Annotated in this window: 26 protein-coding genes; 4 read left to right on the forward strand and 22 right to left on the reverse strand. The window is 61.6% G+C overall.

Translation table 11 applies throughout. The annotated features are described in order from the left end of the window. Nucleotides 1–3: 3 nt before the first annotated feature. The 4 genes from RB548_RS14375 to RB548_RS14390 all read right to left on the reverse strand — a co-directional run bounded on the left by RB548_RS14375 (nucleotide 4) and on the right by RB548_RS14390 (nucleotide 2,608). The gene (locus RB548_RS14375; RefSeq protein ID WP_331371963.1) at nucleotides 4–258 is read right to left on the reverse strand and encodes a DUF1272 domain-containing protein; all 255 of its coding nucleotides are present in this window, start codon (nucleotides 256–258) and stop codon (nucleotides 4–6) included. 63 nt (nucleotides 259–321) lie between these two features. Further along, nucleotides 322–624 (reverse strand): urease subunit gamma, encoded by a 303-nt coding sequence (locus tag RB548_RS14380; protein ID WP_026618115.1) that lies wholly within the window; start codon nucleotides 622–624, stop codon nucleotides 322–324. A gap of 26 nt (nucleotides 625–650) precedes the next feature. Beyond that, nucleotides 651–1,484: an urease accessory protein UreD gene (locus RB548_RS14385; RefSeq protein WP_331371964.1), complete on the reverse strand. Its 834-nt coding sequence runs from the start codon at nucleotides 1,482–1,484 to the stop codon at nucleotides 651–653. A 290-nt stretch (nucleotides 1,485–1,774) separates the two neighbouring features. Next, nucleotides 1,775–2,608 carry an alpha/beta fold hydrolase gene (locus RB548_RS14390; protein WP_408642418.1) on the reverse strand — a complete coding sequence of 278 codons (834 nt, stop codon included), beginning with the start codon at nucleotides 2,606–2,608 and terminating at the stop codon, nucleotides 1,775–1,777. Between the two features lie 308 nt (nucleotides 2,609–2,916). On the opposite strand from RB548_RS14390, the gene RB548_RS14395 reads away from it, so the two are divergent. Continuing rightward, on the forward strand, nucleotides 2,917–3,369 hold the full coding sequence (locus RB548_RS14395; protein WP_331371966.1) for a MarR family winged helix-turn-helix transcriptional regulator: 453 nt from the start codon (nucleotides 2,917–2,919) through the stop codon (nucleotides 3,367–3,369). A 119-nt stretch (nucleotides 3,370–3,488) separates the two neighbouring features. Here RB548_RS14395 and RB548_RS14400 read toward each other — a convergent pair whose 3' ends face one another. The 10 genes from RB548_RS14400 to RB548_RS14445 form a co-directional block, all read right to left on the reverse strand. Continuing rightward, nucleotides 3,489–4,607, reverse strand: coding sequence for a branched-chain amino acid ABC transporter substrate-binding protein (locus tag RB548_RS14400; RefSeq protein ID WP_331371967.1), 1,119 nt, complete (start codon nucleotides 4,605–4,607; stop codon nucleotides 3,489–3,491). Nucleotides 4,608–4,720: 113 nt separating this feature from the next. Beyond that, nucleotides 4,721–5,065 carry a DUF6867 family protein gene (locus tag RB548_RS14405; RefSeq protein ID WP_331371968.1) on the reverse strand — a complete coding sequence of 115 codons (345 nt, stop codon included), beginning with the start codon at nucleotides 5,063–5,065 and terminating at the stop codon, nucleotides 4,721–4,723. 25 nt (nucleotides 5,066–5,090) lie between these two features. Next, nucleotides 5,091–5,816: an ABC transporter ATP-binding protein gene (locus RB548_RS14410; RefSeq protein ID WP_136505870.1), complete on the reverse strand. Its 726-nt coding sequence runs from the start codon at nucleotides 5,814–5,816 to the stop codon at nucleotides 5,091–5,093. After that, nucleotides 5,813–6,700 (reverse strand): ABC transporter ATP-binding protein, encoded by an 888-nt coding sequence (locus RB548_RS14415; RefSeq protein ID WP_331371969.1) that lies wholly within the window; start codon nucleotides 6,698–6,700, stop codon nucleotides 5,813–5,815. The genes RB548_RS14410 and RB548_RS14415 overlap by 4 nt, the downstream gene beginning before the upstream one ends. Next, nucleotides 6,700–8,085 (reverse strand): high-affinity branched-chain amino acid ABC transporter permease LivM, encoded by a 1,386-nt coding sequence (gene livM / locus RB548_RS14420; RefSeq protein ID WP_331371970.1) that lies wholly within the window; start codon nucleotides 8,083–8,085, stop codon nucleotides 6,700–6,702. The genes RB548_RS14415 and livM overlap by 1 nt, the downstream gene beginning before the upstream one ends. A 4-nt stretch (nucleotides 8,086–8,089) precedes the next feature. Further along, on the reverse strand, nucleotides 8,090–8,992 hold the full coding sequence (locus RB548_RS14425; protein WP_331371971.1) for a branched-chain amino acid ABC transporter permease: 903 nt from the start codon (nucleotides 8,990–8,992) through the stop codon (nucleotides 8,090–8,092). Nucleotides 8,993–9,296: 304 nt separating this feature from the next. Further along, entirely contained in the window at nucleotides 9,297–9,851 is a 555-nt protein-coding gene (locus RB548_RS14430) for a sarcosine oxidase subunit gamma (RefSeq protein WP_331371972.1), read from the reverse strand. Between the two features lie 10 nt (nucleotides 9,852–9,861). Continuing rightward, on the reverse strand, nucleotides 9,862–12,819 hold the full coding sequence (locus RB548_RS14435) for a sarcosine oxidase subunit alpha family protein (protein WP_331371973.1): 2,958 nt from the start codon (nucleotides 12,817–12,819) through the stop codon (nucleotides 9,862–9,864). Further along, nucleotides 12,816–13,094: a sarcosine oxidase subunit delta gene (locus RB548_RS14440; RefSeq protein ID WP_331371974.1), complete on the reverse strand. Its 279-nt coding sequence runs from the start codon at nucleotides 13,092–13,094 to the stop codon at nucleotides 12,816–12,818. The genes RB548_RS14435 and RB548_RS14440 overlap by 4 nt, the downstream gene beginning before the upstream one ends. A gap of 81 nt (nucleotides 13,095–13,175) precedes the next feature. Then, nucleotides 13,176–14,426, reverse strand: coding sequence for a sarcosine oxidase subunit beta family protein (locus RB548_RS14445; protein ID WP_331371975.1), 1,251 nt, complete (start codon nucleotides 14,424–14,426; stop codon nucleotides 13,176–13,178). Between the two features lie 232 nt (nucleotides 14,427–14,658). Here RB548_RS14445 and cysQ point away from each other — a divergent pair, with 232 nt between their 5' ends. Next, nucleotides 14,659–15,435: a 3'(2'),5'-bisphosphate nucleotidase CysQ gene (cysQ, locus tag RB548_RS14450; protein ID WP_331371976.1), complete on the forward strand. Its 777-nt coding sequence runs from the start codon at nucleotides 14,659–14,661 to the stop codon at nucleotides 15,433–15,435. Between the two features lie 8 nt (nucleotides 15,436–15,443). Here cysQ and RB548_RS14455 read toward each other — a convergent pair whose 3' ends face one another. Together RB548_RS14455 and RB548_RS14460 are read right to left on the reverse strand one after the other, a co-directional pair. Then, nucleotides 15,444–15,761, reverse strand: coding sequence for a response regulator (locus tag RB548_RS14455; RefSeq protein ID WP_408642419.1), 318 nt, complete (start codon nucleotides 15,759–15,761; stop codon nucleotides 15,444–15,446). Nucleotides 15,762–15,936: 175 nt separating this feature from the next. Continuing rightward, nucleotides 15,937–16,692, reverse strand: a complete 756-nt coding sequence (locus RB548_RS14460) for a Crp/Fnr family transcriptional regulator (protein ID WP_331371978.1) — start codon at nucleotides 16,690–16,692, stop codon at nucleotides 15,937–15,939. 211 nt (nucleotides 16,693–16,903) lie between these two features. Between RB548_RS14460 and RB548_RS14465 the strand changes: the two genes are divergently transcribed. Then, nucleotides 16,904–17,761: an SDR family NAD(P)-dependent oxidoreductase gene (locus RB548_RS14465; RefSeq protein WP_331371979.1), complete on the forward strand. Its 858-nt coding sequence runs from the start codon at nucleotides 16,904–16,906 to the stop codon at nucleotides 17,759–17,761. 64 nt (nucleotides 17,762–17,825) lie between these two features. Continuing rightward, entirely contained in the window at nucleotides 17,826–19,382 is a 1,557-nt protein-coding gene (locus RB548_RS14470) for a VOC family protein (protein WP_331371980.1), read from the forward strand. Between the two features lie 87 nt (nucleotides 19,383–19,469). On the opposite strand, the gene RB548_RS14475 is transcribed toward RB548_RS14470, so the two are convergent. From RB548_RS14475 to RB548_RS14500, 6 genes are all read right to left on the reverse strand, one after another. Next, entirely contained in the window at nucleotides 19,470–20,033 is a 564-nt protein-coding gene (locus RB548_RS14475; protein ID WP_331371981.1) for an NADPH-dependent FMN reductase, read from the reverse strand. Between the two features lie 216 nt (nucleotides 20,034–20,249). After that, a complete protein-coding gene (locus RB548_RS14480) occupies nucleotides 20,250–21,203 on the reverse strand; it encodes a ring-cleaving dioxygenase (RefSeq protein WP_331371982.1) in 954 nt (317 codons plus the stop codon). 156 nt (nucleotides 21,204–21,359) lie between these two features. Beyond that, the gene (locus tag RB548_RS14485) at nucleotides 21,360–22,145 is read right to left on the reverse strand and encodes a carbon-nitrogen hydrolase family protein (RefSeq protein ID WP_331371983.1); all 786 of its coding nucleotides are present in this window, start codon (nucleotides 22,143–22,145) and stop codon (nucleotides 21,360–21,362) included. Then, nucleotides 22,142–22,942 (reverse strand): ABC transporter permease, encoded by an 801-nt coding sequence (locus tag RB548_RS14490; RefSeq protein WP_331371984.1) that lies wholly within the window; start codon nucleotides 22,940–22,942, stop codon nucleotides 22,142–22,144. The genes RB548_RS14485 and RB548_RS14490 overlap by 4 nt, the downstream gene beginning before the upstream one ends. After that, nucleotides 22,939–23,793, reverse strand: coding sequence for an ABC transporter permease (locus tag RB548_RS14495; protein WP_331371985.1), 855 nt, complete (start codon nucleotides 23,791–23,793; stop codon nucleotides 22,939–22,941). The genes RB548_RS14490 and RB548_RS14495 overlap by 4 nt, the downstream gene beginning before the upstream one ends. Continuing rightward, on the reverse strand, nucleotides 23,790–24,827 hold the full coding sequence (locus tag RB548_RS14500) for an ABC transporter ATP-binding protein (RefSeq protein ID WP_331371986.1): 1,038 nt from the start codon (nucleotides 24,825–24,827) through the stop codon (nucleotides 23,790–23,792). The genes RB548_RS14495 and RB548_RS14500 overlap by 4 nt, the downstream gene beginning before the upstream one ends. Nucleotides 24,828–24,879 lie beyond the last annotated feature (52 nt).

Genomic DNA, 24,879 nt, shown 5'->3' on the forward strand with positions numbered 1-24,879 from the left:
TCTTCAAGCCGCTCGACCGTCCGCGCAACCTTGCGGCTTCAACACGCGCTCCGTCGACGCCGGATATTTCGCAAGCATCGCAGCCGGACGGACCGGCCGGCGAACCAGTTCGCCGCTGCAATTCGGGCAGATTCCGCCAAGCCTCGCCTCGGCACAATCGGCACAGAAGGTGCATTCGAACGTGCAGATCATGGCCTCCCGGTTCTCGGGCGGCAGGTCGCGATCACAGCATTCGCAGTTCGGGCGTAAGCTCAGCATGGTTTTCCCTCAACGTTGACGGCGGGTCCGGTCAGAAGTCGCTCCGCACTCTTCCGCCGTGTCCTAGCGGATCGGTTCGTGTACCGTGACGAGCTTCGTCCCATCCGGAAACGTCGCCTCGATCTGAATGTCATGGATCATTTCGGGGATCCCTTCCATGACCTGGTCGCGGGTCAGCACATGCGCGCCGGCTTCCATCAGCTCGGCCACGGAACGCCCGTCCCGCGCACCTTCGACGACGAAATCGGTGATGAGAGCGATCGCTTCCGGATGGTTGAGCTTCACGCCACGCTCCAGCCTCCGGCGCGCGACCATCGCCGCCATGGAAATCAACAGCTTGTCCTTTTCGCGCGGGGTGAGATTCATGCGTCGCCGTCCAATGAATTGTGGGATCAGAGAGTCCAGACTTTCGGCACAGACGCATCGTTGCGCAAGTGCGAAATAACCGGAACGAGAACTTTTCTAAGTGCGAATCCGTCGGTCGCAGCGATACGCGCGACCAGCTTGTCGCGACCGGCAACCTGAACATGGCTGACACCGGCATTCGCGTGGCTGCCGAGCGTGCCTCGCAGCCTGGGCAGCATCGCTTCGCAATCCGTTCCGACATAAAGCAATGTCGCAAAAGCAGCCGCGCCGCCGAGCACCACGGAACGCTCTGCAAGTGCGGCGATATCATTGGCAAGCGTCAGGTTCTCCGCATGCAGCAGCCGGCCACCGCTTCTCACCCGCCAGCGATCACGAAGGAGACCAGCCTGCACCACTTCGCCCATGGCTTTGCGGCCGAGAAGAACGGCCTCGACCGCCAGAAAGGTTGCATCTCCGGCGAGCTCGACCTCCAGGGAACGCGACAAGGATGCGCAATTGAAAAGGATGGTTTCCTGCGGAAGCCAATCGACCCGGCTTCCGCCAGCAACAGAGATCCGCGTGGAGATATCGGCCGTTCCCGCACTTGCCTTGTAGATTTTTTCGCAGGCCTGCGTCGTCAACGTCAATGCCGTGCCCTCGCCCGCCTCGAACGCCCAGGTCATCCGGTCGCCGCCTGTGATGCCCCCCGAAGAATTGATCAGCACCGCTTCAAGCGACGCATCAAAGGTCTTTGGCAGACGGATCTTGGCGCAGCCTTCCTGATAGAGTTCGGCGATAGCCGTACGGCCGCTCCGGGATTTGGCAACGAGCCGCCCTTTTCCCCACGCCCGCTGCGGAGCGATGATTGCTGCATCATTCATGAAACGCCGTTGGATACTTTTGCGACACACGGCATGCGTCGATGGCGGTATCGTCCGCGAGCCGCCCCCCAAAGTCAAGACGTTGTTTCGCAAGGCGAATTCGCGAGGGATTTGGCGCGACGCTTGTTGCTTATGCCACCCTTTCCGGCGGTCACGACCGGCGAACAAGACGGTGACGTTGTCGACGACCTCATGCCGTTTACGATCGGTTTCTTCCGTCGCGGTCGGCCCGCTTGCCGTGAAAAGCAAAAGGGCGCCGCTCGGGCGCCCCCCACTCTTTCGCTCGAAGACTAGGACCGTGCGAATTCGAGCAGGTCTTGGTTGAGCTGATCCTTGTGGGTGTCGGTGATGCCGTGCGGAGCACCGGGATAGACCTTCACCACGGCCTGCGGGATGAGTTTCTTCGAGGCCCGCGCCGCCGCGTCGATCGGCACGATCTGGTCGTCGTCGCCATGGATGATCAGGGTCGGCACGTCGAACTTCTTCAGGTCCTCGGTAAAGTCGGTCTGCGAGAAGGCGACGATCGAGTCGTAGGTGTTCTTGTGGCCACCCATCATGCCCTGCAGCCAGAAGCTGTCGATCATGCCCTGCGAGACCTTGGCGCCCGGACGGTTGAAGCCGAAGAACGGCCCGGAGGCGATGTCCTTGTAGAGTTGCGAGCGGTCGACGACACTTGCCGCCTGGAGATTGTCGAACACCTCCTTCGGCAGCCCGCCGGGGTTGGTGTCGGTCTTGACCATCAACGGCGGCACCGCCGAGATCAGCCCGGCCTTGGCGACGCGCTTGGTGCCGTGGCGGCCGATATAGCGGGAGATCTCGCCGCCGCCGGTCGAAAAGCCGGCGAGGAAGATGCCGGTCAAGTCCAGTTGTTCGATCAGTTCGGCGAGATCGTCGGCATAGTGGTCCATGTCGTTGCCGTCCCAGGGCTGGCTGGAGCGGCCATGGCCGCGGCGGTCATGGGTGATGACGCGGAAGCCGTTGTTGGCGAGGTGGAAGGCCTGCGCCTCCCAGCTGTCGGAAGACAGCGGCCAGCCGTGGCTGAGCACGATGACCGGGCCGTCCTTCGGACCCCAGTCCTTGTAGTAGATTTCGACGCCGTCGCGGGTGACGATCCTGCTGCCCATGGTCCTTGCTCCTTCGCTGGTTATGGTGGTGGTCTTCGCGGTACTTGCCGCCGAAGTCGGGCGTGCAGCAGATACTGCCGCGGCGGCGCCGAGAGTGCCAGCCAGTACGTTTCTTCGAGAGATGCCGTTCGTCATTGCGCTTGCCCTTGTCGTCGTCATGGGATGCTCCCTTGTTCGTTACTCATTCCGCTCATATCTCACGATTAAATCGTGCACGATATTTATAATGACGAATTCGGCGTGTCAATACCTTGCGATTAGATCGTGAACGATTTATTTTATCCTGTGATCAAATCTGAGTTGGAACAATGACCAAGGCAGACAGCCCCTCTCACGAAGATCTTATGAAACTCGACAATTTTCTGTGCTTCGCGATCTATTCGACGAACCACGCGTTTACGCGTGTCTACAAGCCGCTGTTGGACGAGTTGGACCTCACCTATCCGCAATATCTCGTGATGGTCGTCCTTTGGGAAAAAGACGACCAGACCGTCGGCAGTTTGGGCGAAAGGCTTTTTCTGGAATCGAGCACGCTCACACCCATGCTGAAGCGCCTCGAAGCCATGGGCTACATATCGCGGGCCCGGGATCGGACCGACGAACGACAAGTGCGCGTGAAATTGACCGAAAGCGGCCGCGCCCTGCGGACAAAGGCTGACAATGTTCCGTATGGGATTGCCAGCGCCACGGGGATGGAGCCTGCGGAACTCGTCCGGCTCAAGCAGGAGATCGCGACGCTGCGTACGTCGCTGCTGAGGTAAGGCGCGCTATCCAGGCGATGACGCATGCGCATCGCGACTGCATGTGCACGGCTGTCACAGGAACAAAAAAGACCCGGCGCTTCCACGCCGGGTCCTCCAAAAGCGGAACGAAATGACGACTACTCGTTCTGGAAGTAGCTGTACTTGCCGTCGTCACCCTTCTTCCAGGTGTACATGACGTAGTCCGGGCGGGTGATGTCGCCCTTTTCGTCGTAGCCGAGTTCGCCGATCGCCGTGTTGAACGGACCCTTGGCCTTGATGGCTTCGGCAACGGCCTGCGGATCGTTGCCGCCGGCAGCCTTCGCGCCTTCAGCGATCACCTGGAGAGCCGCATAGGCATAGAGCGTGTAGGCTTCCGGTTCGAAGCCGGCAGTGCGGAACTTCTCGACGAGGTCCTTGGCATTTGGGTTCTTGCGCGGATCCGGCGAGAAGGTCATCAGCGTGCCGTCAACGGCATCACCGGCGATCGAGGCCAGTTCGTTCGAGACGATGCCGTCACCCGACATCATCGTTGCCTTCAGGCCCTGGTCCTTCATCTGGCGCATGATCAGGCCAGCTTCCGTGTGCAGACCGCCGTAATAGACGATGGAAACGCCGGCCTGCTTCATCTTCGCGATCAGCGCGGAGAAGTCCTTGTCACCCGTGTTGATACCTTCGTAGAGCGCTTCGGTGAGGCCGGCTTCGTTCATTGCCTTCTTGGTTTCATCGGCAAGGCCCTGGCCATAGGGGGTCTTGTCGTGAACGACGGCGATCTTCGCGTCCTTGAAGTTGGCGGCGAGGTAGGCACCGGCAACCGCACCCTGCTGGTCGTCGCGACCGCAAGTACGGAACGTGTTCCACAGGCCGCGCTCAGTGAACTGCGGGTTCGTGGAGGCCGGCGTGATCTGCAGGAGGCCGTTCTCGGCGTAGATTTCCGAAGCCGGGATGGATACGCCCGAGTTGAAGTGGCCGACGACGAACTTCACGCCGTCAGCAACGAATTTGTTGGCGACCGAAACGCCCTGCTTGGCGTCGGACACGTCGTCGCCGAGCACAACCTTGATCTGTTCACCGTTGATGCCGCCTGCAGCGTTGATATCGGCAGCCGCCTGTTCCGCACCTTTCTGAAGCTGCGCACCGAACGCAGCATTCGGGCCGGTCAACGGGCCGGCAACACCGACCAGAATGTCAGCCCACGCAGAGCCGCTAAAGGCGACCATTGCCGTCAGCGCAACGGCCGACAAAAGAGACTTTTTCATCTTGTTACTCCCAATAATCGAGCGGGTCTCGTTTCCAAGCCTGCGCAATGCCCACCTTAATTGCGCCGGTGTTCTTTCGCACCGGCCGCAATCGACCGGCACGCGCTGTTCCCTTATTTGGTCTTCCAGGAGAAGGGCGACGCCTTCTCATAGAGCCAGTAGTAGTTATTGGTCATTTGCCTGGTTCGGTAGTATCGGAAACCGGCGGTAGCAAACAACAAAAGCACGATCGTGTCCACGATATAGTACTGCAGGCTGAACATCGTGCCACCGAAAAGAGCGTGATGAATGAAGCGGATAGCCCAACCCAGCAGCGCCACGTAGAGCAGCAGCCGCGGAAAGTTGTGCCACGTATCGGCGACGCTCTTGCCCGTCCGCCAGGCGGTCCAGCCACCCAGCACACAGGTGATGAATAGAAACTGCCAGATGGAGGCTTCTTCGTAGAGAATTCCCTGCATGTCACTTAACTCCAGGCGCGGCGCGTCAATGGCGGCCGCCTTCGAGATAGGCCGAGCGGACCTCCGGATTGGCGAGAAGATCCTTGCCCGTGCCGCTCATGGTCACCCTGCCGTTGACCAGAACGTAGCCGCGGTCTGACAGCTTCAGCGCTGCGAAGGCGTTCTGTTCGACCAGGAATACGGTGAGGCCCTCTTGCTTGTTGAGCTTCTTGATCGCCTCGAAAATGCCCTTAACGATCAGCGGCGCAAGGCCGAGCGAAGGCTCGTCAAGCAACAGCAGCTTCGGTCGGGCCATCAGGGCGCGCCCGATCGACAACATCTGCTGTTCGCCGCCCGATAGTGTGCCGCCGCGCTGGGCCTGGCGCTCCTTGAGCCGCGGAAAGAGCGTGAAGACCTTCTCCACGTCTTCCTTGAAATGCTTCAGATCGTCGAGGCTCGCCCCCATTTGGAGATTCTCGAGCACCGTCATGCGCGGGAAGATCCGCCGTCCTTCCGGCGATTGCGCGATCCTGAGGCGTGCGATCTCATGGGTCGGCAGACGCGTGATATCCTGACCCTCGAAGAAGACGGACCCGGTGCGGGCCTGCGGCCGGCCGCAGATCGTCATCATCAGCGTCGATTTACCAGCGCCATTTGCACCGATCAGCGAAACTATTTCCCCACGGTTGACCTCGACATCGACGCCGTTCAGCGCGCGGATGTTGCCGTAATAGGTCTCGACACCTCTCACATTCAGCAGCGGAGCAGTCATTGCCTGGTGCCTCCCTGCTCGCCTTCGATTTCCTCGATCTGTTCGATCACCTCTTCAACCTCTTCGTCCTCGACACCCAGATAGGCCGCAATGACCCTTGGATCGCTCTTCACGAAATCCGGATTGCCGTCGGAAATCTTCTGGCCATATTCGAGCACGACCACGTGATCGGAGATCTCCATCACCACCGACATGTCGTGCTCGATCAACAGTATGGATGTGCCGGTATCGCGACGGATGCCCTGCAACAGCTCGTTGAGCGCATGCGATTCGCGCGGGTTGAGGCCGGCCGCTGGCTCATCGAGGCAGAGAAGCTCCGGCTCTGTGCACATGGCGCGGGCAATCTCGAGCCGCCGCTGCGCACCATAGGGCAGGTCGCCGGCCGGATCGTCGGCGCGGTCTATCAGTGACGCCCTTTCGAGCCAATGCCTGGCGAACTCGATGGCCTCCTTGGACGCCTGACGATAGGCCGGGAAGCCAACCAGGCCGAGGAAGGTGTAGCCGGACGCCAGCATCAGCTTGTTGTGCTGAGCGACAAGCAGGTTTTCCAGAACCGTCATGCCCGAGAACATCCGTATGTTCTGGAACGTGCGCGCCACCTTGGCCTGCTTGGTGATCTCGAAATCGGGTAGGCGTTCCAGCAGATACTCCTTGCCGGACCGCTGGCGCATGGTGATCATGCCCATCGTCGGCTTGTAGAAGCCGGTGATGCAGTTGAACACCGTCGTCTTGCCCGCTCCGTTCGGGCCGATCAGGGCGGTGATGTCGCCGCGCCCGGCCTCAAAGGAGAAGTCGTTGATGGCCATGAGACCGCCGAAGCGCATCGACAGGTGCTCGACCTTGAGAATGGGATCATTTGTCATTGTGCTAGTCTCGGGGGCCATCAGCCGTGCCCTTCCTTCGTAAAGCTGCCGGAAACGGCCTTGCGTTCGCGCAGGAACGCGGTCGGTTCGCGCGATCCGACGAAGCCGCGCGGCTTCCAGACCATCACGATGACCATGGCCAGGCCAAAGATCAGCATGCGATAGAGTTCAGGCGTGAAGTTCGGTCCGAAGATCACCTTGAGGAAGGTGAGTTCGCGCAGGATCTCTGTGCCGCCGATCATCACAATGGCCGCAACAGCGATACCGGTCAGCGAGCCCATGCCGCCAAGCACGACGATCGCAAGGATGACGGCCGACTCGAGGAATACGAAGGATTCCGGCGAGACGAAACCCTGGCGCACCGCGAAGAACGACCCGGCAAAGCCGCCGAACATGGCGCCCGTGGCGAATGCCGTCAGCTTGGTGGTCGTCGTGTTGATGCCGAGCGACCGGCAGGCGATCTCGTCCTCGCGCAGCGCTTCCCAGGCCCGGCCGACCGGCATACGGCGCAGCCGGATGGTGACGAAGGCCGTGATCATGCAAAGGCCGAGGATCAGGTAGAAGAGGAAGATCTTGTAATAGGCCGATGAGATCGGCAGCCCCATCATCGCCGCGAAGCCGGTCTTCGAGGCATCGAACTTGATGCCGAACAGCGTCGCCTTGGCGATGCCGGACACGCCGAACGTGCCCTTGGTCACTTCGGTCCAGTTGATCAGCACGAGACGGATGATTTCACCGAAAGCGAGCGTCACGATCGCCAGGTAGTCGCCGCGCAGGCGCAGTACCGGGAAGCCCAGAATCATACCCCAGCACGCGGACAGAAGACCGGCGATCGGCAACAGCACCCAGAAGGACAGGCCGAAATAGCTGGAGAGCAGCGCATAGGAGTAGGCGCCGACCGCATAGAAGGCAACGTATCCGAGGTCGAGCAGACCGGCGAGGCCGACCACGATGTTGAGGCCCCAGGCGAGCATCACGTAGATGAGGATCTGGATGCCAAAATTGTCGACCCACTTCAGCGAGCCCTGGACACCGGTGAGAGCCAGGATGACCGGCGGATAGAGAATGAGCGCGACGATCGCGATCTTGGAGAAGTTACGGCTGAAGAAGCCTTCTTCCTTGGCGACCTCTTCGACGGCGGCCTTCGCCGCCTTTCTCTGCGCAAGCCAGGGCTGTGCGTAGGCGACCATCAGAAAGCGGCCGACCATGGCAATGATCACGAACGTCGCCAGCAGACCCCAGCGCTGGGTAAGGACCAGCTCGTTGCGGATGTTCTGGTCGGTCTTGAGGCCGACGAACAGAACGAACAGGCCGAGGGTGACGAGGCCCGCGAAGACAGCCTCGCGCAGGGCCCGCGCCGTCACCTCAGTACCGGCGCTTGCAGTAGTAGATGCAATGTTTGCCATGGAATTATACCTTCTCGACTTCCGGTCGTCCGAGAATACCCGACGGCTTGAAGATCAGGACGATCGCGAGAATCGAGAACGTCGCGACATCCTTGTAGTCGATGGTGAAATAGGCCGACCACAATGACTCGATGAGGCCGATCAGCAATCCGCCGAGAACGGCGCCCGGCAGCGAGCCGATACCTCCGAGAACGGCGGCGGTAAACGCCTTGACACCCGGAGCGAAACCGTCGGTGAAAACGACGACGCCATAATACATGAGGAACATCGTGCCGGCGACGGCAGCGAGCCCCGCACCCATGATGAAAGTTACCGAGATGGTGCGATCGACGTCGACCCCAAGCAGCGCCGCCATCTTGCTGTCCTGCTCGGTGGCACGCTGCGCGCGGCCGAGCGGCGTCTTGTTGACGATGTACCAGAACACCGAGAGCAGAACGGCCGTGATGACAACGATGATGATCTGCTTCAGCGAAATGGCGATGCCGAAGATATCATAGACCGACGAGACAAGCGGCGGGATCGGCTTGTTGCGCGGCCCCTGAGTCACCTGAATGAAGTTCGACAATACGATCGACATGCCGATAGCCGTGATCAGCGGCGCCAGTCGGAAGGACCCGCGCAGCGGACGGTAAGCCACCCGCTCAATGGTCCAGTTCCAAATCGCCGCTGTAAGCATACCGACGATCATCATGAGCAACAGCGCCAGTACAACCGGCACACCCGCCATGAATGTCGTGAGAATAAGAAAGACAATCAACGCGGCAAAGCCGCCCAGCATGAAGATATCGCCGTGGGCGAAGTTGATCATGCCGATGATGCCGTAGACCATGGTATAACCGATCGCGATCATACCATAAATAGACCCAAGCGTCAGCCCGTTGACGAGCTGCTGGACGAAATACTCCATCAATCTTCCCCTGGACCAGATCCTATCGGTCCGATCTCTTGTTATTAGAGCTCATTGGTGAGCGTGCTCTTTGCCCCAATTCCATACCTCTTTCAAACGAAAATGAAAGCTAAAAAACGTTTCTCCTCCAGATTCTTCGGCGATAAAATCGATTTGGCGCATTCGAAGCCAGAAAAATCAAAATTTTAGCAGCGCTCGCACGCAAAATGAGCAAGTTTGGCCGCAAAATCGCGGAAATCGGCTCCAAGAAGCGCCGATATTGCGAGTGGATGACATCCTCACGGCTGCCGCGACCGCTGCCTCGTCACGCGGCGAATGCCGCCGTTAGATCGTGTTCGCGCCCCATCGCCATGAGGTTGTCGAAAAGGGATTCGGCAAAAGAACGCGGGGCGAGCAGCTCGAACACATCTTCCGCGGTACGCGCCAGATTGACGGCGATGTGGCCGCAAAGCGCATTCGCACTGGCACCGGTCGCAAAGGCGGTGGGATGCAGGTCCAGGCCGACACCCTTTGCAAGAATCCGGCGCGTTGACGGGCCGGAAAGCCGGAACAGGACGCGCGCCTCGCTTTGGTCGACGATATGGGCCAGGCCGTTGCAGAGGGCGTCGAGACGACGTTGCAGCCCCTCCGGCGTATCGTTTTCGGAGACGGCCAGCCATTCACCCGGCGCGCTGAACCGCACGGCGAATTCAGTGACGGATGATAACAGCCTTTCGACCGCGTCCTCCTCGCCGGCGCTGGCAAGCACCGCCGCCATCGCCTGCCTATGGCCGATCGCGAGATGATTGGCGCCCGGCGGCCGCGGCGCGCCGCGCAGCTTCTCATCAAGCGCATGACGATTGTAGTAGTCGCGGATCATCGGCGTTCCCTCAGGCTTTCATTCTGGCATTCTCGGGATCGACGAAGACTGGATCGCAGACCTCGGCGATTACTTCCTGATCGCGCAGCTTGTCCCAGACGACAATCCGTTCGCCGTAACGTTCGCGGCCCGACTTCAGGAAGGCGAGCGCGACATGATGACCAAGTACCGGCGAGTGGCAGGCGGAGCTGACCCAGCCCTGGTCGTTGAGGGTCGACGGCTTCATGCCTTCACGCAACAGATGCGCGCCGGCGCGAATGTCCTTTTCCCTGTCCACGGGCTTCAGTCCCACGAGTTGCATGCGGTCTGCGGCCGTCAGCCCGTATCTCGACGAGAGATGCTTGCCGATGAAGTCCGTTTTGTGGGCTGAAACCATGCGGCCCAGTCCGGCGTCGTCCGGCGTCACCCGACCATCGAATTCAGCATGCGTGGGCAAGCCCTTCTCGAGCCGCAGCACGTTGAGAGCCTCCACCCCATAGGCGCAGACATCGAAGGCGCGGCCCATGTCCATCAGCTGATCGGCAACCGCCACGCCAAATCCTGCCGGAACGGCCAGTTCAAAGGCCAGCTCGCCGGAGAAGGAGATGCGGAAAAGCCGCGCTTTCAGGCCCCCCTTGAGCGTTACCGTTCCGGCTGCCAGGAACGGGAATGCCGCGTCGGAGATGTCATCCTCGATAAGCTGCTGCAACAGGCTGCGCGCCTTCGGCCCGGCGATCGCGATCTGCGCCCACTGGTCGGACACGGAGCAGAAACGAACCTTCAGTTCGGGCCAGAGGACCTGCGAGCAATACTCCATGTGGGATATGACGCCGCCCGCCATCGCGGTGGTGGTAGTCACGAGGAAATGCTCGTCCGCGAGCCGGCTCACCGTGCCATCGTCATAGACGAAACCGTCCTCGCGCAGCATCAGGCCATAACGGGCCTTGCCGACCGGAAGCTTTAAGAGAGCGTTGCAATAGAGCCGATTGAGGAATTCAGCCGCATCCGGGCCGAAAAGCTCGATCTTGCCCAGTGTCGAGACGTCGCAAATGCCGACGTTTGCGCGCACGTTCAGCACCTCGCGATCGACGCTCTCGCGCCAGGTCTTTTCGCCCGCGCGGGGAAACCAGGCGGACCGATACCATTGTCCGGCCTCGACGAACGTTGCCCCATGTTTCCGCGCCCATTCGTGCAAAGGCGATTTCCGGACGGGCTGGGCGTGTTTGTCGCGCGCCGTCCCGGCAAGCGCGCCGAAGGAAACGGGCGTATAGAACGGGCGGAACGTCGTGACGCCGACGTCCGCGGGCCCTACCCCGCGCATGCCTGCAAGAATGCCAACGGCGTTGATATTCGAGAGCTTGCCCTGGTCGGTCGCCATGCCGTTGGTCGTATAGCGCTTGGCGTGTTCGACATGGCCGAACCCTTCGCGTAGCGCAAGCCCCAGATCCTTCGCGTGCACGTCGTTCTGGAAATCGACAAAGGCCTTGGACTTTGCTCCGGGCACATACCAAAGGGCAGCGAAGGACGGATCAGCTTCCTGGCCCGTTTCCGGAAGAGCGGCCTGAACGGGCTTGAACCCCAACTCGGATGCGATCGCCGCTGCCTTGGTGGCGCCGTCGCTGATGCAACCCGCGAGCGTGTAGACGCCGCGCGCCGAACCGGCAATACGCAACCCGCCGCCGACATCCGGCGCAACGAACGCACTCAGTTGATCGGACCACACCGGCTTCGCCCCCCGCTGGCAGGCCAGGTGAATGACCGGGCTCCAGCCGCCGGACATGCCGACCGCATCACAGGCGACGAGTTCCTCGAAACCTGACCGCTCGACCACGAGCCCGGAAACCCGCCGGCGTCCCCTGGTATCGACGACAGAGGCCGAACGGATCACGCGCGTGCCTTCGGGCGCGGCGTCTTCTGCCGCTCCACGACTGTCGACGATTGCCGCTATGGCGATGCCCTTGGCATGGAGGTCGCGGGCAGCCTGATATCCGGCGCTGCCGTTCGTAAAAATCGCAACCGATCTGCCGGCCGCCACGCCGTAGCGGTTCGCATAGGTCCTGAGCGCCCCGGCCATCATCACGCCCGGCCGGTCATTGCCGCCGAAAACCAGTGGACGCTCCTCGGCACCGGTCGCAAGAAGCGCCCGCCGCGCGACGATGCGCCAGACCCGCTCCGTCGGCAGCTTGGCCAGAGGCTCTGCCAAGTGCTTCTGAACCCGTTCGACGGCGCCGAACACATTGTCGTCGTACCAGCCGAAGACCGTCGTTCGCGGCAACAGGGTGACGTTCGGCAGCGCCTGCAATTCGGCGACGACACGATCGGCGAAGACATAGGCGGGCGCTGCATCGATCGCCTGCGTTTCCGAAAGAAGCGACCCGCCCAGGCGGAAATCCTCGTCGGCGAGAATGACGCGAAGCCCGGCGCGCGCTGCGGTCAGCGCTGCCATCAGTCCGGCCGGTCCGCCGCCGACGACGAGCAGATCGCAGTGCGCCCAGGATTTCTCATAGGCTTCCGGATCGCGTTCGAGCACCGCGCGCCCGAGGCCGGCAGCACGACGGATCAGCGGTTCGTAGAGCTTTTCCCATAATTGGGCCGGCCACATGAAGGTCTTGTAGTAGAAACCTGCCCCCAGAAACGGCGAGAAAAGATCATTCATCGCGCCGATGTCGAAGCCGAGCGACGGCCAGCGGTTCTGACTGCGCGCGGTCAATCCGGCATAGAGCTCCGCAACAGTCGCCTTCGTGTTCGGATCGCTACGCGCGCCGGAACCGATCGTGACCAGCGCGTTCGGTTCCGACGGGCCCGCACTGACGATCCCGCGCGGCCGGTGATATTTGAAGCTGCGACCGGCCAGCAGCTGGTCGTTGGCAATGAGCGCCGAGGCAAGCGTGTCGCCGGCAAAGCCGCGCAAGGGGCGGCCATCGAAACTGAAACTCAACGAACGGCTGCGATCGACCAGTCCTCCGGTCGTCAGGCGATAGGCGGTCATCGGCCGTTCTCCGTGGCGAACGCAGCACCATCGGTCACGGAATGGACCTCATGGGTGAACGTGTCGCGTTCGACCACCAGGAAACGGCGGCAGCCGGCGACGTGCTGCCAGTGCTCGAGCGTACGCCCCCGCGGATTGGCGCGCACATAGACATAGTCGTGCCAGGCCTCGTCCGATGCAGTCAGCGTCGGGCGAACGAGCGACGCGTCGCCGCGGATCGTAAACTCTTCCTTCGGGCGGACCCCGCAATGGGGACAGGTGATCAGGCTTGCCATCGTCTCGTCCTTGGACCCGCGCGGGTCCAGTTGATTCGAAAATGCGACCGCATGGGAATAGGCGGTTCGTCGCTTCTATTATCAGTGAAGATTGGGTTGGGGACCGGCGCCGGCCTCGTCGATCGCATAGCCGCGGGCAAAGCGATCGAGCCTCAGGGCACGTGCGACCGGATGCGTGTCGTTCTTGGCGATCAGGTGAGCAAAGCAGTAGCCCGATGCGGGCGTGGCCTTGAAACCGCCGTAGCACCAGCCGCAGTTCAGATAGAGATTGTCGATTGGCGTGCGGTCGATGATCGGCGATCCGTCCATGCTCATGTCCATCACTCCGGCCCAGGAACGCAGCACCCGGACGCGCGAAAGACCGGGGATCATCGTCACCCCCTCCTCCATCACATGCTCGGCCGTCGCGAGGTTGCCCCGCTGGGCATAGGACGTGTAACCGTCGATCTCCGCCCCGAAAACAAGGCCGCCCTTGTCGGACTGCGAGATATAAAAATGTCCGCCGCCATAGACGATCACATGATCGATGCAGGGCTTCAGCCCCTCGGTCACGAAGGCCTGAAGCACATGGCTCTCGATCGGCAGCTTCAGGTCCGCCATCTCACCGACGCGAGACGTGTTGCCCGCAGCCGCCAGCGCGAGCTTGCCACAACCGATGAAGCCCTTGGTCGTCTCGACCCCGGAGACGACGCCGTTCTCGCGGCGAATCGCGGTCACTTCGCAGTGTTCGATGATGTCGACCCCATGGCGGTCGGCGCCGCGCGCATAACCCCACGCAACGGCATCGTGCCGGGCAGTGCCGGCGCGTCGTTGCAGGAGCCCGCCGAGGATCGGATAGCGGGCGTGGTCGTAGTTGAGGAAGGGGATCATCTTTTTCAGCTGGTCGCGCTCGATCAGCTCCGCCGCCACGCCTTCCATCCACATGGCGTTGCCGCGCCGGATGTACGCGTCGCGCTGGACGTCGCTGTGGTAAAGCATGATCACGCCGCGCTGCGACAGCATGACATTATAGTTCAGGTCCCGCTCCAGTCCCTCCCAAAGCTTCATCGAGAATTCGTAGAACGGCTCGTTGCCCGGCAGCATGTAGTTGGAACGCACGATCGTCGTGTTGCGCCCGACATTCCCGGAGCCGAGATAGCCCTTCTCCAGCACGGCGACGTTTTTGACGCCGAATTCCTTGGCGAGATAGTAGGCAGTCGCCAGACCATGACCGCCGCCGCCGACAATGACCACGTCATAGTGCGGTTTCGGCTCGGCCTGTCGCCATTGCGGCTTCCATTTCAGATTTCCGGAGAGGGCGTTCTTGACGATCGAGAATGCGGAATAGCGCATGAAGGCATCCAGTTCACTTGCGCGGCCACCTTTGCACAAGCAAAGCGCAACGCAAAGATGCAAGACGCCTTGCGGCTGCAAAATGCCGCGGTGACGCGTCGTTCTGGCGGCAACGCCGGGAGCTTCCGCGATTGCGGCGAAGAGACAGATTTGAGTATGAAGGAGGAAGGCTATCGGTATTCCGGCCGCCCCATGCGAATCGGAGCGATGGCGCGGAAAAAGAAGAGTGACGATGCTGGAAACATTGGAAAGATCGGCTGTCGCAGCCGGAAGGGCGATCCTGGACATTTACAACGCCGGCCCGGCCGTCAGCTACAAAGCCGATACGTCACCCGTCACCGACGCGGACCATAGCGCCGAACGCATAATCCTCGCCGATCTCGCGGTGAGTTTTCCCGGCGTTCCGGTCATCGCCGAGGAAGCGGTTGCGGCCGGGCATGTACCCGATATTTCCGGAAAGCCCTTCTTTCTCGTTGATCCCCTGGACGGTACCAAGGAATTCGTAGGCCGCAGCAGCGATTTCACCGTCAATATCGCCTTGATCGAGAACGGAGTGCCCGTCGCCGGCGTGGTCTATGCCCCCGCGCTCGGCATCCTCTATTCGGCAAGTGCCGGCAAGGCGAGGAAGGCCCTGATCGAGGACGATCGCGTTGCCGGTCCTCACGCGACCATCGGCTGCCGCATCTGCGGCGACCGGCCGGTGGCGCTGACCAGCCGCTGGCACAACAGCGTGGAAACGATCGCCTATCTCGCCGAGCACGGCATTACCGATTATGAGGCTGTCGGGTCATCGCTGAAATTTTGCCTGCTGGCCGAAGGGCTTGCCGACATCTACCCGCGCTTCAGCCGTACCATGGAATGGGACACGGCAGCCGGCGACGCCATCCTGCGCGCAGCCGGCGGCGAGACGCTGACCATGGAGGGAACGCCGCTCACCTATGGCAAGCGTAACCAGCGCCACGACAGCGATTTTGCCAATCCCTGGTTCGTCGCCCGCGGCAGGCCCTGACGTCGGCATCAATCACCGCGCTGGCCATGCGCAGCCGCGATAAGGCTGCCGATCGTCATCTCGTTGAAAGGTTTTTCGATCCTCGGAATTCCGCGCAGGTGCTCCGGTGAAGGAAAGGAGTCACCGTATCCGCTGGTAAACCCGACCATGATCCCGCGCGCGATCATGGCATCGGCGACTACGAAGCTTGTATCGTTGTCGAGATTGACGTCGAGGAGCGCAAAATCGATCGAGTGAGCGGCAACGATTTCCATAGCCTGCTCGGCATTGGTGGCGACATGAACCTCTGCCACTCCCAGAGATGTGAGGATTTCCTCGGCGTCCATTGCAATGATGAAATTGTCGTCCAGAACGAGAACCGTCTTGATTGTCGGCGGAATTTCGTTGCTTTGCACTCCCGACGCCCTTTCAGAACCCTGCAAGACCGAGGCTCGATCTCGAACAGCCAACCTAGGCGCTAAAGAGCGGTTGGGCACTCAAATATGACATATGGCCGGTACATCAGATGAATGGCCGCTTGTGCTCGCTGATACCCTCCCACTCGGCAATTGCAAGCAGCCCATCGACATCGCGCACGTTACATCCACCGTCCACCCACCGAATGAGCCCGCGGTCGGCAAGTTTCTTCAGGGTCTTGTTGGTATGGACGACCGAAAGGCCGAGCGTGTCGGCAACATGTTGTTGGCGGATCGGGATCGCGACTCGGTTGCCGCGAAAGAGGTCCAATACTTTTGCCCGCTGGTAAAGAAAGGCAAGGAGATAGGCGGCCCTCTCAAGTGCCGAACGCCGGCCAATGCTCAGGAGATGCTCGTCAAGCATGCGTTCCTCCCGGGCGGCAATCCAGGTCAGATCGTAGGCAAGATCGTGATGCCTGGTATAAAGCTGATTGAGCCTGTCCCGTTCGAAGACGCAGAGAGTAACCGGAGAAAGCGCCTCGATCGAATGCTGCATTTCTCCCATCAGACTGCCTTGCAGTCCGACAATATCTCCAGGCATGACATAGTTCAGGATCTGGCGCCGACCGTCGTCGAGCATCTTGTATCGAAAGCCCCAACCGGCAAGCACGGTGAAGAGGTGAGCGCTATGCGTGCCTTCGAGGAGTATTGTCGCACCGCTATCGACTGCCAACTCGCCCGTCTTGAAGTCCGAAACGAAGGCGAGCTCCTCGGCTGTGAAATCGCGAAAGACCGCGAGCTGGCGAAGGGGACAATTCTCACAGGGTGTGCGCTTGCTGTTCTTGCTCGTTTGGCTTGCCATGAACCATCTCGTGGCCGGGCGTGCAGAGGAACCTGTCCGTAAGGCCCGAGCATAGAACTAGCGCTCACGCGCTCCCGGGCAAGGTAGCTTGCCGGAAAGCAACGACATTTCAGATGTTTCACGCGCCGGATCGCCGGTGATTGCGATGGACTTGGCGCCGCCTCCGCTCTATCTCTTTCGGAACTTTCCGCCGTGAACGAGGATCGACGCCATGTCCTACGCCGCCATTGCAAAAAACAACGTCGCCGTGATCACCGGAGCTGCCTCGGGTATCGGACTTGCCGCGGCCAAACGATTCGCCGGCCTCGGGCTGAAAGTTGTCCTTGCCGACCTGCCCGGCGAGCGCTTGCAGGCGGCTGCGGCCGAGGTGGCAAAGGTTGCCGCAGGCGGCGCCGGCGATGTCGCCGCGATAGCCACGGACGTCTCCCGGCCCGACGATCTCGTGGCGCTGGCGCGCGCGGCAAGCGAGCGCTTCGGCCACGTGCATGTGCTGATGAACAATGCCGGCATCCAGCCGGGCAGCTCGATGTTTGGCCCGCTGGAGAACTGGGAAGCCGTGATCGCCGTCAATCTCTGGGGCGTGATCAACGGCTCGCGAATTTTCGCGCCCGCCATGATTGCCCATGGCGAGCCGGGGCTGATCATCAATACCGGATCGAAACAAGGCATCACCACGCCTCCCGGCGATCCCGCCTACAACGCATCGAAGGCCGGGGTGAAGGCCTTCACCGAGGCGCTGCAGCATGAACTGCGCAACACTGACGGCTGCAAGGTCGCTGCGCACCTGTTGATCCCCGGCTTCGTTTACACGTCGCTGACCGCCCACGGACGAGCGGAGAAGCCGGCGGGCGCATGGACCCCGGATGAGACCGTGGACTTCATGATGGAAAGCCTCGAACGCGGTGACTTCTATATCCTCTGCCCCGACAACGAGGTCGACCGCTCGACGGACGAGAAACGGATCCTGTGGGCGGCGGGCGACATCGTCGAGAACCGGCCACCGCTTTCGCGCTGGCATCCGGACCATGGCGAAGCCTTCAAGGCCTTCCTCGCTGGCAAAAAAGGCTGAGGGATCCACGGGCGTACCCGGACCCTGAGGGCGGTGTGCAGTTGACGTGCAGAGGGACAAAACGGTGACCAGCGGCATCCACCATATCACCCTAATCGCCCGCAAAGTGCAGGCAAACGTCGATTTCTACGTCGGCTTTCTTGGCCTGCGCCTCGTCAAGCGGACCGGCGGTTACGAGGACCCCAACCAATTGCATCTCTTTTACGGGGATGCGGCGGGGTCGCCGGGCTCGCTCGTCACTTTCCTGATGTGGGAAGATGGCTCGCCCGGACGTGTCGGCCACGGTCAGCCGAGCGAAATCGCCTTTGCCATCCCGCCGGAGAGCATCGGCTTCTGGCTGACGCGCGCATTGCAATTCAACATTCAGGCGACCGGCCCGGCACAGGAGTTCGGCGAGCCGGTGCTGCGTCTCAAGGATCCGGACGGCGTGATCGTGAAACTGGTCGGAACCAACGCGCTTGCCGAACCTGCTCCATGGGCGAGCCGGGATATTCCGGAGACGGACGCGATCAGGCGGCTGCGCGGCGCGACGATCCTCACCGAGAAGCCAAAGGAGACCGCCCACTTCCTTCAAAATCATTTCGGCTATTCGGAGACCGGGGCAACAGCCACGATCCGGCGCTTCACGTCGAAATCAGGAGACGTCATCGACGTGCGCGACGCCACCGGCTTCTGGACGTCCGCGCCCGGCACGGGCACGATCGACCATATCGCGTTTCGCGCGCCGGATGAGGCGACGGTGCTTGCCGTGCGTGCCGATCTCGAGCAGGAGCACGCCGGCGCGACCAACGCGCACGACCGGAAATATTTCTTCTCGCTCTATGTGCGTGAACCGGGCGGTTCGCTCTACGAGCTCGCGACCGACGGTCCGGGTTTTGCGGTCGACGAGTTGCCGGACACGCTCGGATCCAAATTGTTCCTGCCACCGCACCTTGAAGCCGATACGGCCGGGACCTTGGTGAAGCTTCCGCAATTCGCCCTGCCCGGCGAGCCGCGGCTGACCCCGCGCGACCTGCCTTTCATCCACCGCTTCTATCACCCGGATGAACTGAACCACCGCACCTTCGTCCTCTTGCACGGCAGCGGCGGCAACGAGACGGACATGCTCCCCTTCGGCCATCAGGTCGATCCGCACGCCACCCTGCTTGGAGTGCGCGGCCGAAGCACCGAGGAGGGTTTCCCCCGCTGGTTCCGTCGCCTGTCTATGACGACGTTCGACCAGCAGGACATTCGCTCGGAGGCAGAGGCCTTCGTCGCCTTCGTCGAAGGCGGAGGCGAGGGCTACGGCCTCGCGCCTGACAAGACGGTCTTCATCGGCTACTCGAACGGCGCCAACATGCTGGCTGCCGTGATGCTGCTTTACCCCGGCCTCATCAGGAATGTGGTGATGATGCGGGCAATGGCCGCGCTCGAAGACGCGCCGACACCCGATCTTGCCGGAGCAAACATTCTGGTGCTGACAGGCAGGGAAGATCCCTACGGCAAATATGCACCGGCCCTCATAAAGGTCCTCGCCGATACCGGCGCAAACATCAAGGCGCTGGACATCGACACCCATCACGGCATCGGTGACGACGATGTCGAAGCCATTCGCCGCTGGATGGCGGAAAACGGTCTCTGATGCCGCCGCCCTACTGCATGTTTCCAGCAATTCAAAGCGCTACAGCGACCTTTGCGCGCCTAATAGACGCGCGGCGCTTTTAACGCATTACGGTGCTTTCGTCGACGCGACATACTCGGCGAAGGCCGTGAGAAAGTCGCGTAGACGTTCTCTGGTCTGCTCGCCGGTCAATTGCCCCTCGCTATCGAACAACGCGGCGGCCTTCGGCAATATCAACCGCTTGCCCGACCAGAGGTCGGCCCCTAGCGTCCGCATCACGGAGAGCCAGGCATTTTGGCTGAGAATGGTGCCGAAATTCCCAGGGGACGCACCGGCCAACGCAAAGGGCCGACAACCGAACACCTTTTTGATATCGGCCGGCGGGCGACTGAGCCAATCGATGGCGTTCTTGAAAACACCGGGCATCGAGTTGTTGTATTCCGGCGTGAAGAGGATCACGCCGTCGGCCGCGATAATCTTCTGCTTGAGATCGGTCACTGCCGCCGGGATGCCGCTTTCAGCCTCCACATCGCCATCGTAAAGCGGAATGCCGTGCAGCGTCGCGGTCTCGAACTCGATATCGTTGGGCGCGACGGATTTTGCAGCCCTCAGCAACGCCGTATTGAAGGAAGCCTTCCGCAGGCTGCCCGATATGCCGAGTATCTTCGTCATGAATGATGGGTTCCTCTCGTTCATGCATCAGCGGCGCAAGGCCGCCATCCTCACTACAGCGCCGCGCGCGTCTTGTCAGACGCGCAAAGGTCGCTGTAGCACTTTGATTTGCTGCGTGTTTTTGTCCTTAAATCAGTTACGATTTAAGGAAACATGCAGTAGAACTAGAGGTCAAAGGAGAAAAAGAAAGCCGAGAACAATGTCTCGGCCTTGGGATTACTCCAACGGCTTCAACCCGGCCTCGATCTGAGCCCGCTTCGGCTCCAGGAAGGGCGGCAGCGACAGGCTTTCGCCGAGCGTTTCCATCGGTTCGTCGACGGCAAAGCCGGGACCGTCGGTCGCAATCTCGAACAGGATGCCGTTCGGCTCGCGGAAATAGAGCGAGCGAAAATAGAAGCGCTCGACCTCGCCGCTCGACGGCAAGCGGAAGCCGTTCAGCCGTTCCGTCCACTGGTGCAGCGCATCGACGTCGGGTGTGCGGAAGGCCACATGGTGCACGCCACCTGCGCCTTGGCGCGCGATCGGCAGGCCCGGCTGGACCGCGACATGCAGCTCGGCCGCAGGACCGCCCGCGCCCATCGAGAAAACATGCACTTCGCCGACGCCATCGGGCGCGGCGTAGGCGCGCACGTCCGTCATGTTCATGACGTGCGTGAGCACGAGCGCCGTGTTGGTGATATCCGGCACGCTGATCGTAATCGGGCCGAGTCCCTTGATCTGATGCTCGGCGGGAACCGGGCTCTTGTCCCAGGGATGCGACGGCGCAAGTCCGCCATCGTCCAGAAGCCGGAAGCGCTGGCCTTCGCCGTCCTCGAAGTCGACCGACGTCCGGCCATCGATTTCCGTGACCTCACCGGCCGAGACGCTCAGTTCGGCAAATCGGCGCTTCCACCAGCTCACACTTTCGGCGCTGCTAACCCGGAGGCCCGTGCGCGAAATGCTGTGGGTTCCGGGTCCCTCGGGGCCGACCGGCCAGTCGAAGAAGGTCAGGTCGCTACCCGGTGTTGCCTTTCCGTCGGCATAAAAGAGATGATAGGCGGTCGTGTCGTCCTGATTGACGGTTTTCTTGACCAGCCGCAGCCCGAGCGTTTTCGTATAGAAGTGCAGGTTCTCCGGCGCATTGGCCGTGATTGCCGTCAGATGATGGATACCGGTCAGTTGCAAGCTCATGATTTGCCTCCAATTCAATGCATTACGGCGAGGTTTGCGGACCCCGAGGAGACGCGGCGCCGTAAGGCGGGCATTTCGTTGAGCACAATATCGGTCAGCCCGGTCGCTGCAGAAAGAGGAAACGACGCGAACAGATTGTTCTCTAAAAGCGAACATTCAGCGGCGGGGACGCTGCAGGTCCCTGAGATAGGTACTCTCCGACCGCGAAATGGCAAACAGCTCCGGGTCGATTTCGGCGAAGATCAGGGTCTCGTCTGCGGAATTGGCTTTCGCCAGGAGCTGCCCGTCCGGTGAAGCGATGCGCGACGAGCCGGCGAAGGAAAACATCGCGTCGGAACCGCAATGATTGATGTAGGCGACGAAAAGCTGGTTTTCGAACGCCCTTGTCTGAATCATGTGGTGAGTGATGAAGGTGCCCGACCAGCCGGCCGGAAGCGCCGTCGGTACCAGTATCGCATCGGCACCGGCAAGCGCGAGCCGGCGGACATTTTCCGGAAACTCGACGTCGTAGCAGATCAGCATGCCGCACCTGACGCCCTGGTGCTCGAAGAGGCGCGTCGACGGTTCTGCCGGCGTGAACAGCGAGCGCTCGTAGTCGCCATAGAGATGCGACTTGCGATAGACCGTCGGGGCAGCGTCACCGTCGACATAGGCGGCGCTGTTGTAGACCGCATCACCCTCGCGCTCGGCGAAGCCGGCAATGATCGCGATACCGGCTTCGGCAGAAATCCGCTGCAACCGCTGCACGATCGGGCCGTCGGCGCTCTCGGCGATGTCGCGGATCACGTCACCGGCACCGTAGCCGGTAATGCCGAGTTCGGGCGTGACAAGCAGCGTTGCGCCTTGGCGGGACGCCTCCACAGCGGCAGCGCCGATCCGGCCAAGATTGGCGGCAAGATCTCCGCCAACGGATTTCATCTGCAGCGCGGCAAGCTTCATCATTTGCCATCCGATGACATGGCGCCGAGCAGCTTCGGCAGGTCTCCGAACCGGGCGACGAGGCCGAAGATGATCGCGGCCGTCATGACGAAGAGGATCGTCACCGAGGCCATGGTCGGCGTGTAGCCGTAGCGCAGCGCGTTGAAGATCTTGATCGGCAGCGTCTCCATGGTGAAGCCGACGGTCATGTACGCGACGATATACTCGTTGAGCGACAGTACGAACGCAAAGGCATAGCCCGAGACGATGTAGGGGAGGATCAGCGGCAGCACCACGGTGCGGAACACCGTGCGCTCGTCCGCGCCCATGGTCGATGCCGCCTCGACCAGCGAACGATCGATCGACGTCAAGCCGAGGGACAAGGTGACGAGCGGCAAGGTCACGAAGAAGATCGCGTGGCTGACCACCGCCGTCCAGGGCTGGCCGTAGAAGCCGACAGTCGCCCAGAAGGTCAATAGCCCCAGCGCCGTGATCACCGGCGGCAGCGTGAAGGGTGCGACGCCCAGAAGCTGAAAGATGTTCGCCCAGGGCGCTATCCGCCGCCACAGGAACCAGGCAAGCGGCAAGGCAATGGCGACGGCAAGCGCTGCCGAGAGCAACGCAAGCGTGACCGAGGCCATCAGCGCGTTTCGCCATTCGGGGTTCAGGAAGATCTCGCCATACCAGGAGGTCGAAAAGCCCTGCGGCGGAAAGGCGAGCGTCTGCTTCGCGTTGATCGAGACGCCGGCAACCACGATCAGCGGCAGCGCAAGGAAGAGCGCGACCAGGAAGAAATAGAACTTGCGGAAAATGGACGTCATGCCGCCTCTCCCTTTCGTCCCGCAATCACCGTCAAGGCGACCAGCCCGAGCGTCACCAGCACGAGAAACACCGCCATCGCCGCGGCGAAAGGCATGTTCGACTGGTAAATCGCCTGGTCCGTGATCAGCACCGACAGCGTCCAGTGCTGTGGCCGGCCGAGAAGCTGCGGCAGCAGATAGGAGCCGAGCGCAAAGATGAAGACCATGATCAGCGTCGCGACGATCGTGTTCCTCAGCGCCGGAACGACGACGGTGAAGAAGGCCTTGAGCGGCGAGGCTCCGAGCGTTCGCGCAGCCTCGGTCAAGGTCGGATCTAGGCGGACAAGCGCCGGGAACAGGACGAGCACCGTATAGGGAAAGGCCTGATAGACCATGCCCGTCAGCACCGCCGCAAAGCTTGGTGTGAGCGCCTTGGCCTCGCCCATGAGGCCAAGCGCAACAAGGATGTTGGTGATGCCGGCCGTGCGCGAGAAAAGCGTCGACCAGGCGAAGCCGATGATGACCTCGGAGAGCGAGAGCACCGAGAGCAGCGCGACGAGCCAGACGACCTGGACGCTGCGCGCCATCCGCGTCAGCATGTAGGTGAAGGGGAGCGCCAGGACGACGCAGCAGACGGCGACAGCGATCGCCATCATCAGCGAAAAGCCCAGCACGCCGCCGAAGAAAGCCGAAAGAAAGCGGGCGTAATTGTCGAAGACGAAGGCCGGCGTATAGAAGCCGCCCTGCTGGCGCTGGAAGAAGCTTACGGCGATCATCGTACCGAAGGGCACGACGAAGAAGATGGTGAGCATCGCCGCGGGAAAAAGGAGCGGCGCGTAGTCGCCGATGGTCTGGGGCGGTTCGCGTCTCATTTCCTGAGCACCACGCAAACATCCGGAGTGAGCGCGACGCCGACCTGCTGGCCGACGGTGACATCCGGTCGCTCGCGCGGCGTGGAAACCGCGACGATCTGGCGTCCGGCGACATCAACAAACGTTTCGATCGTTCCGCCGAGATCACGCACGAAGGTGACCGTGCCGGAAATCGCTCCGGCATCGGGCGCCGTCAGGTGCACGTCCTCGGGACGAATTGAAAGTGTCGCCTTTGCCGCGCCGCGCGGCAAGGCGAGACCCGGCACCGGCTGGCCGAGCACGGAAACTTGGCCCTGCGTGTCCGCTTCAGCCTCGATCAGGTTGGTCTGGCCAATGAAGTCGGCAACGAAACTGTCCGCCGGCCGGCGATAGATTTCTATCGGCGAAGCCGCCTGGCGGATTTCCCCGCCATTCATGACGACCACTGTATCGGCCATCGTCATCGCTTCGCGCTGGTCGTGCGTGACGACGATCGTCGTAATCCCGAGCTGCTGCTGCAATTGGCGCAGTTCCACCTGCATCGCTTCCCGCAGCTTCGCGTCGAGCGCCGAAAGCGGCTCGTCGAGAAGGAAAAGTTTCGGCGAGATTGCCAGCGCGCGGGCGATTGCAACACGCTGGCGCTGGCCGCCGGAAAGCTTGGAGACCGGCCGTTCCGCATAGCCCGAGAGGTGGATCATCGACAGCAGTTCGTCGACCCGCCGCTTCTGGTCCTCCTTCGGCGCCTTGCGGATGCGCAAGGGATAGGCGATGTTTTCGCCGACGGTCAGATGCGGGAAGAGCGCCAGCGACTGGAACACCATGCCGAGATTGCGCTTGTGGGTCGGCACGCGGGTGATGTCTTCGCCATCGAGGCGGATCGCACCTCCGGTCGGCAGATCGAGCCCGGCGATCATGCGCAGCAACGTCGTCTTGCCGCAGCCAGACGGCCCGAGCATGCAAACGAAGGTGCCGTGCGGCACCGTGAGTTCGACATTGTTGACGGCCCTGAAGGACCCGAATTCCTTGACGACGTTCTGAAGGGCAAGTCCCGACATATATTTCCCGTCCTGCAGCACCGTGCGCCATTTCAGACGCGCAAAGGTCGCT

It is taken from the genome of Sinorhizobium chiapasense (assembly GCF_036488675.1).
GTDB classification, from domain to species: Bacteria; Pseudomonadota; Alphaproteobacteria; order Rhizobiales; family Rhizobiaceae; genus Sinorhizobium; species Sinorhizobium chiapasense.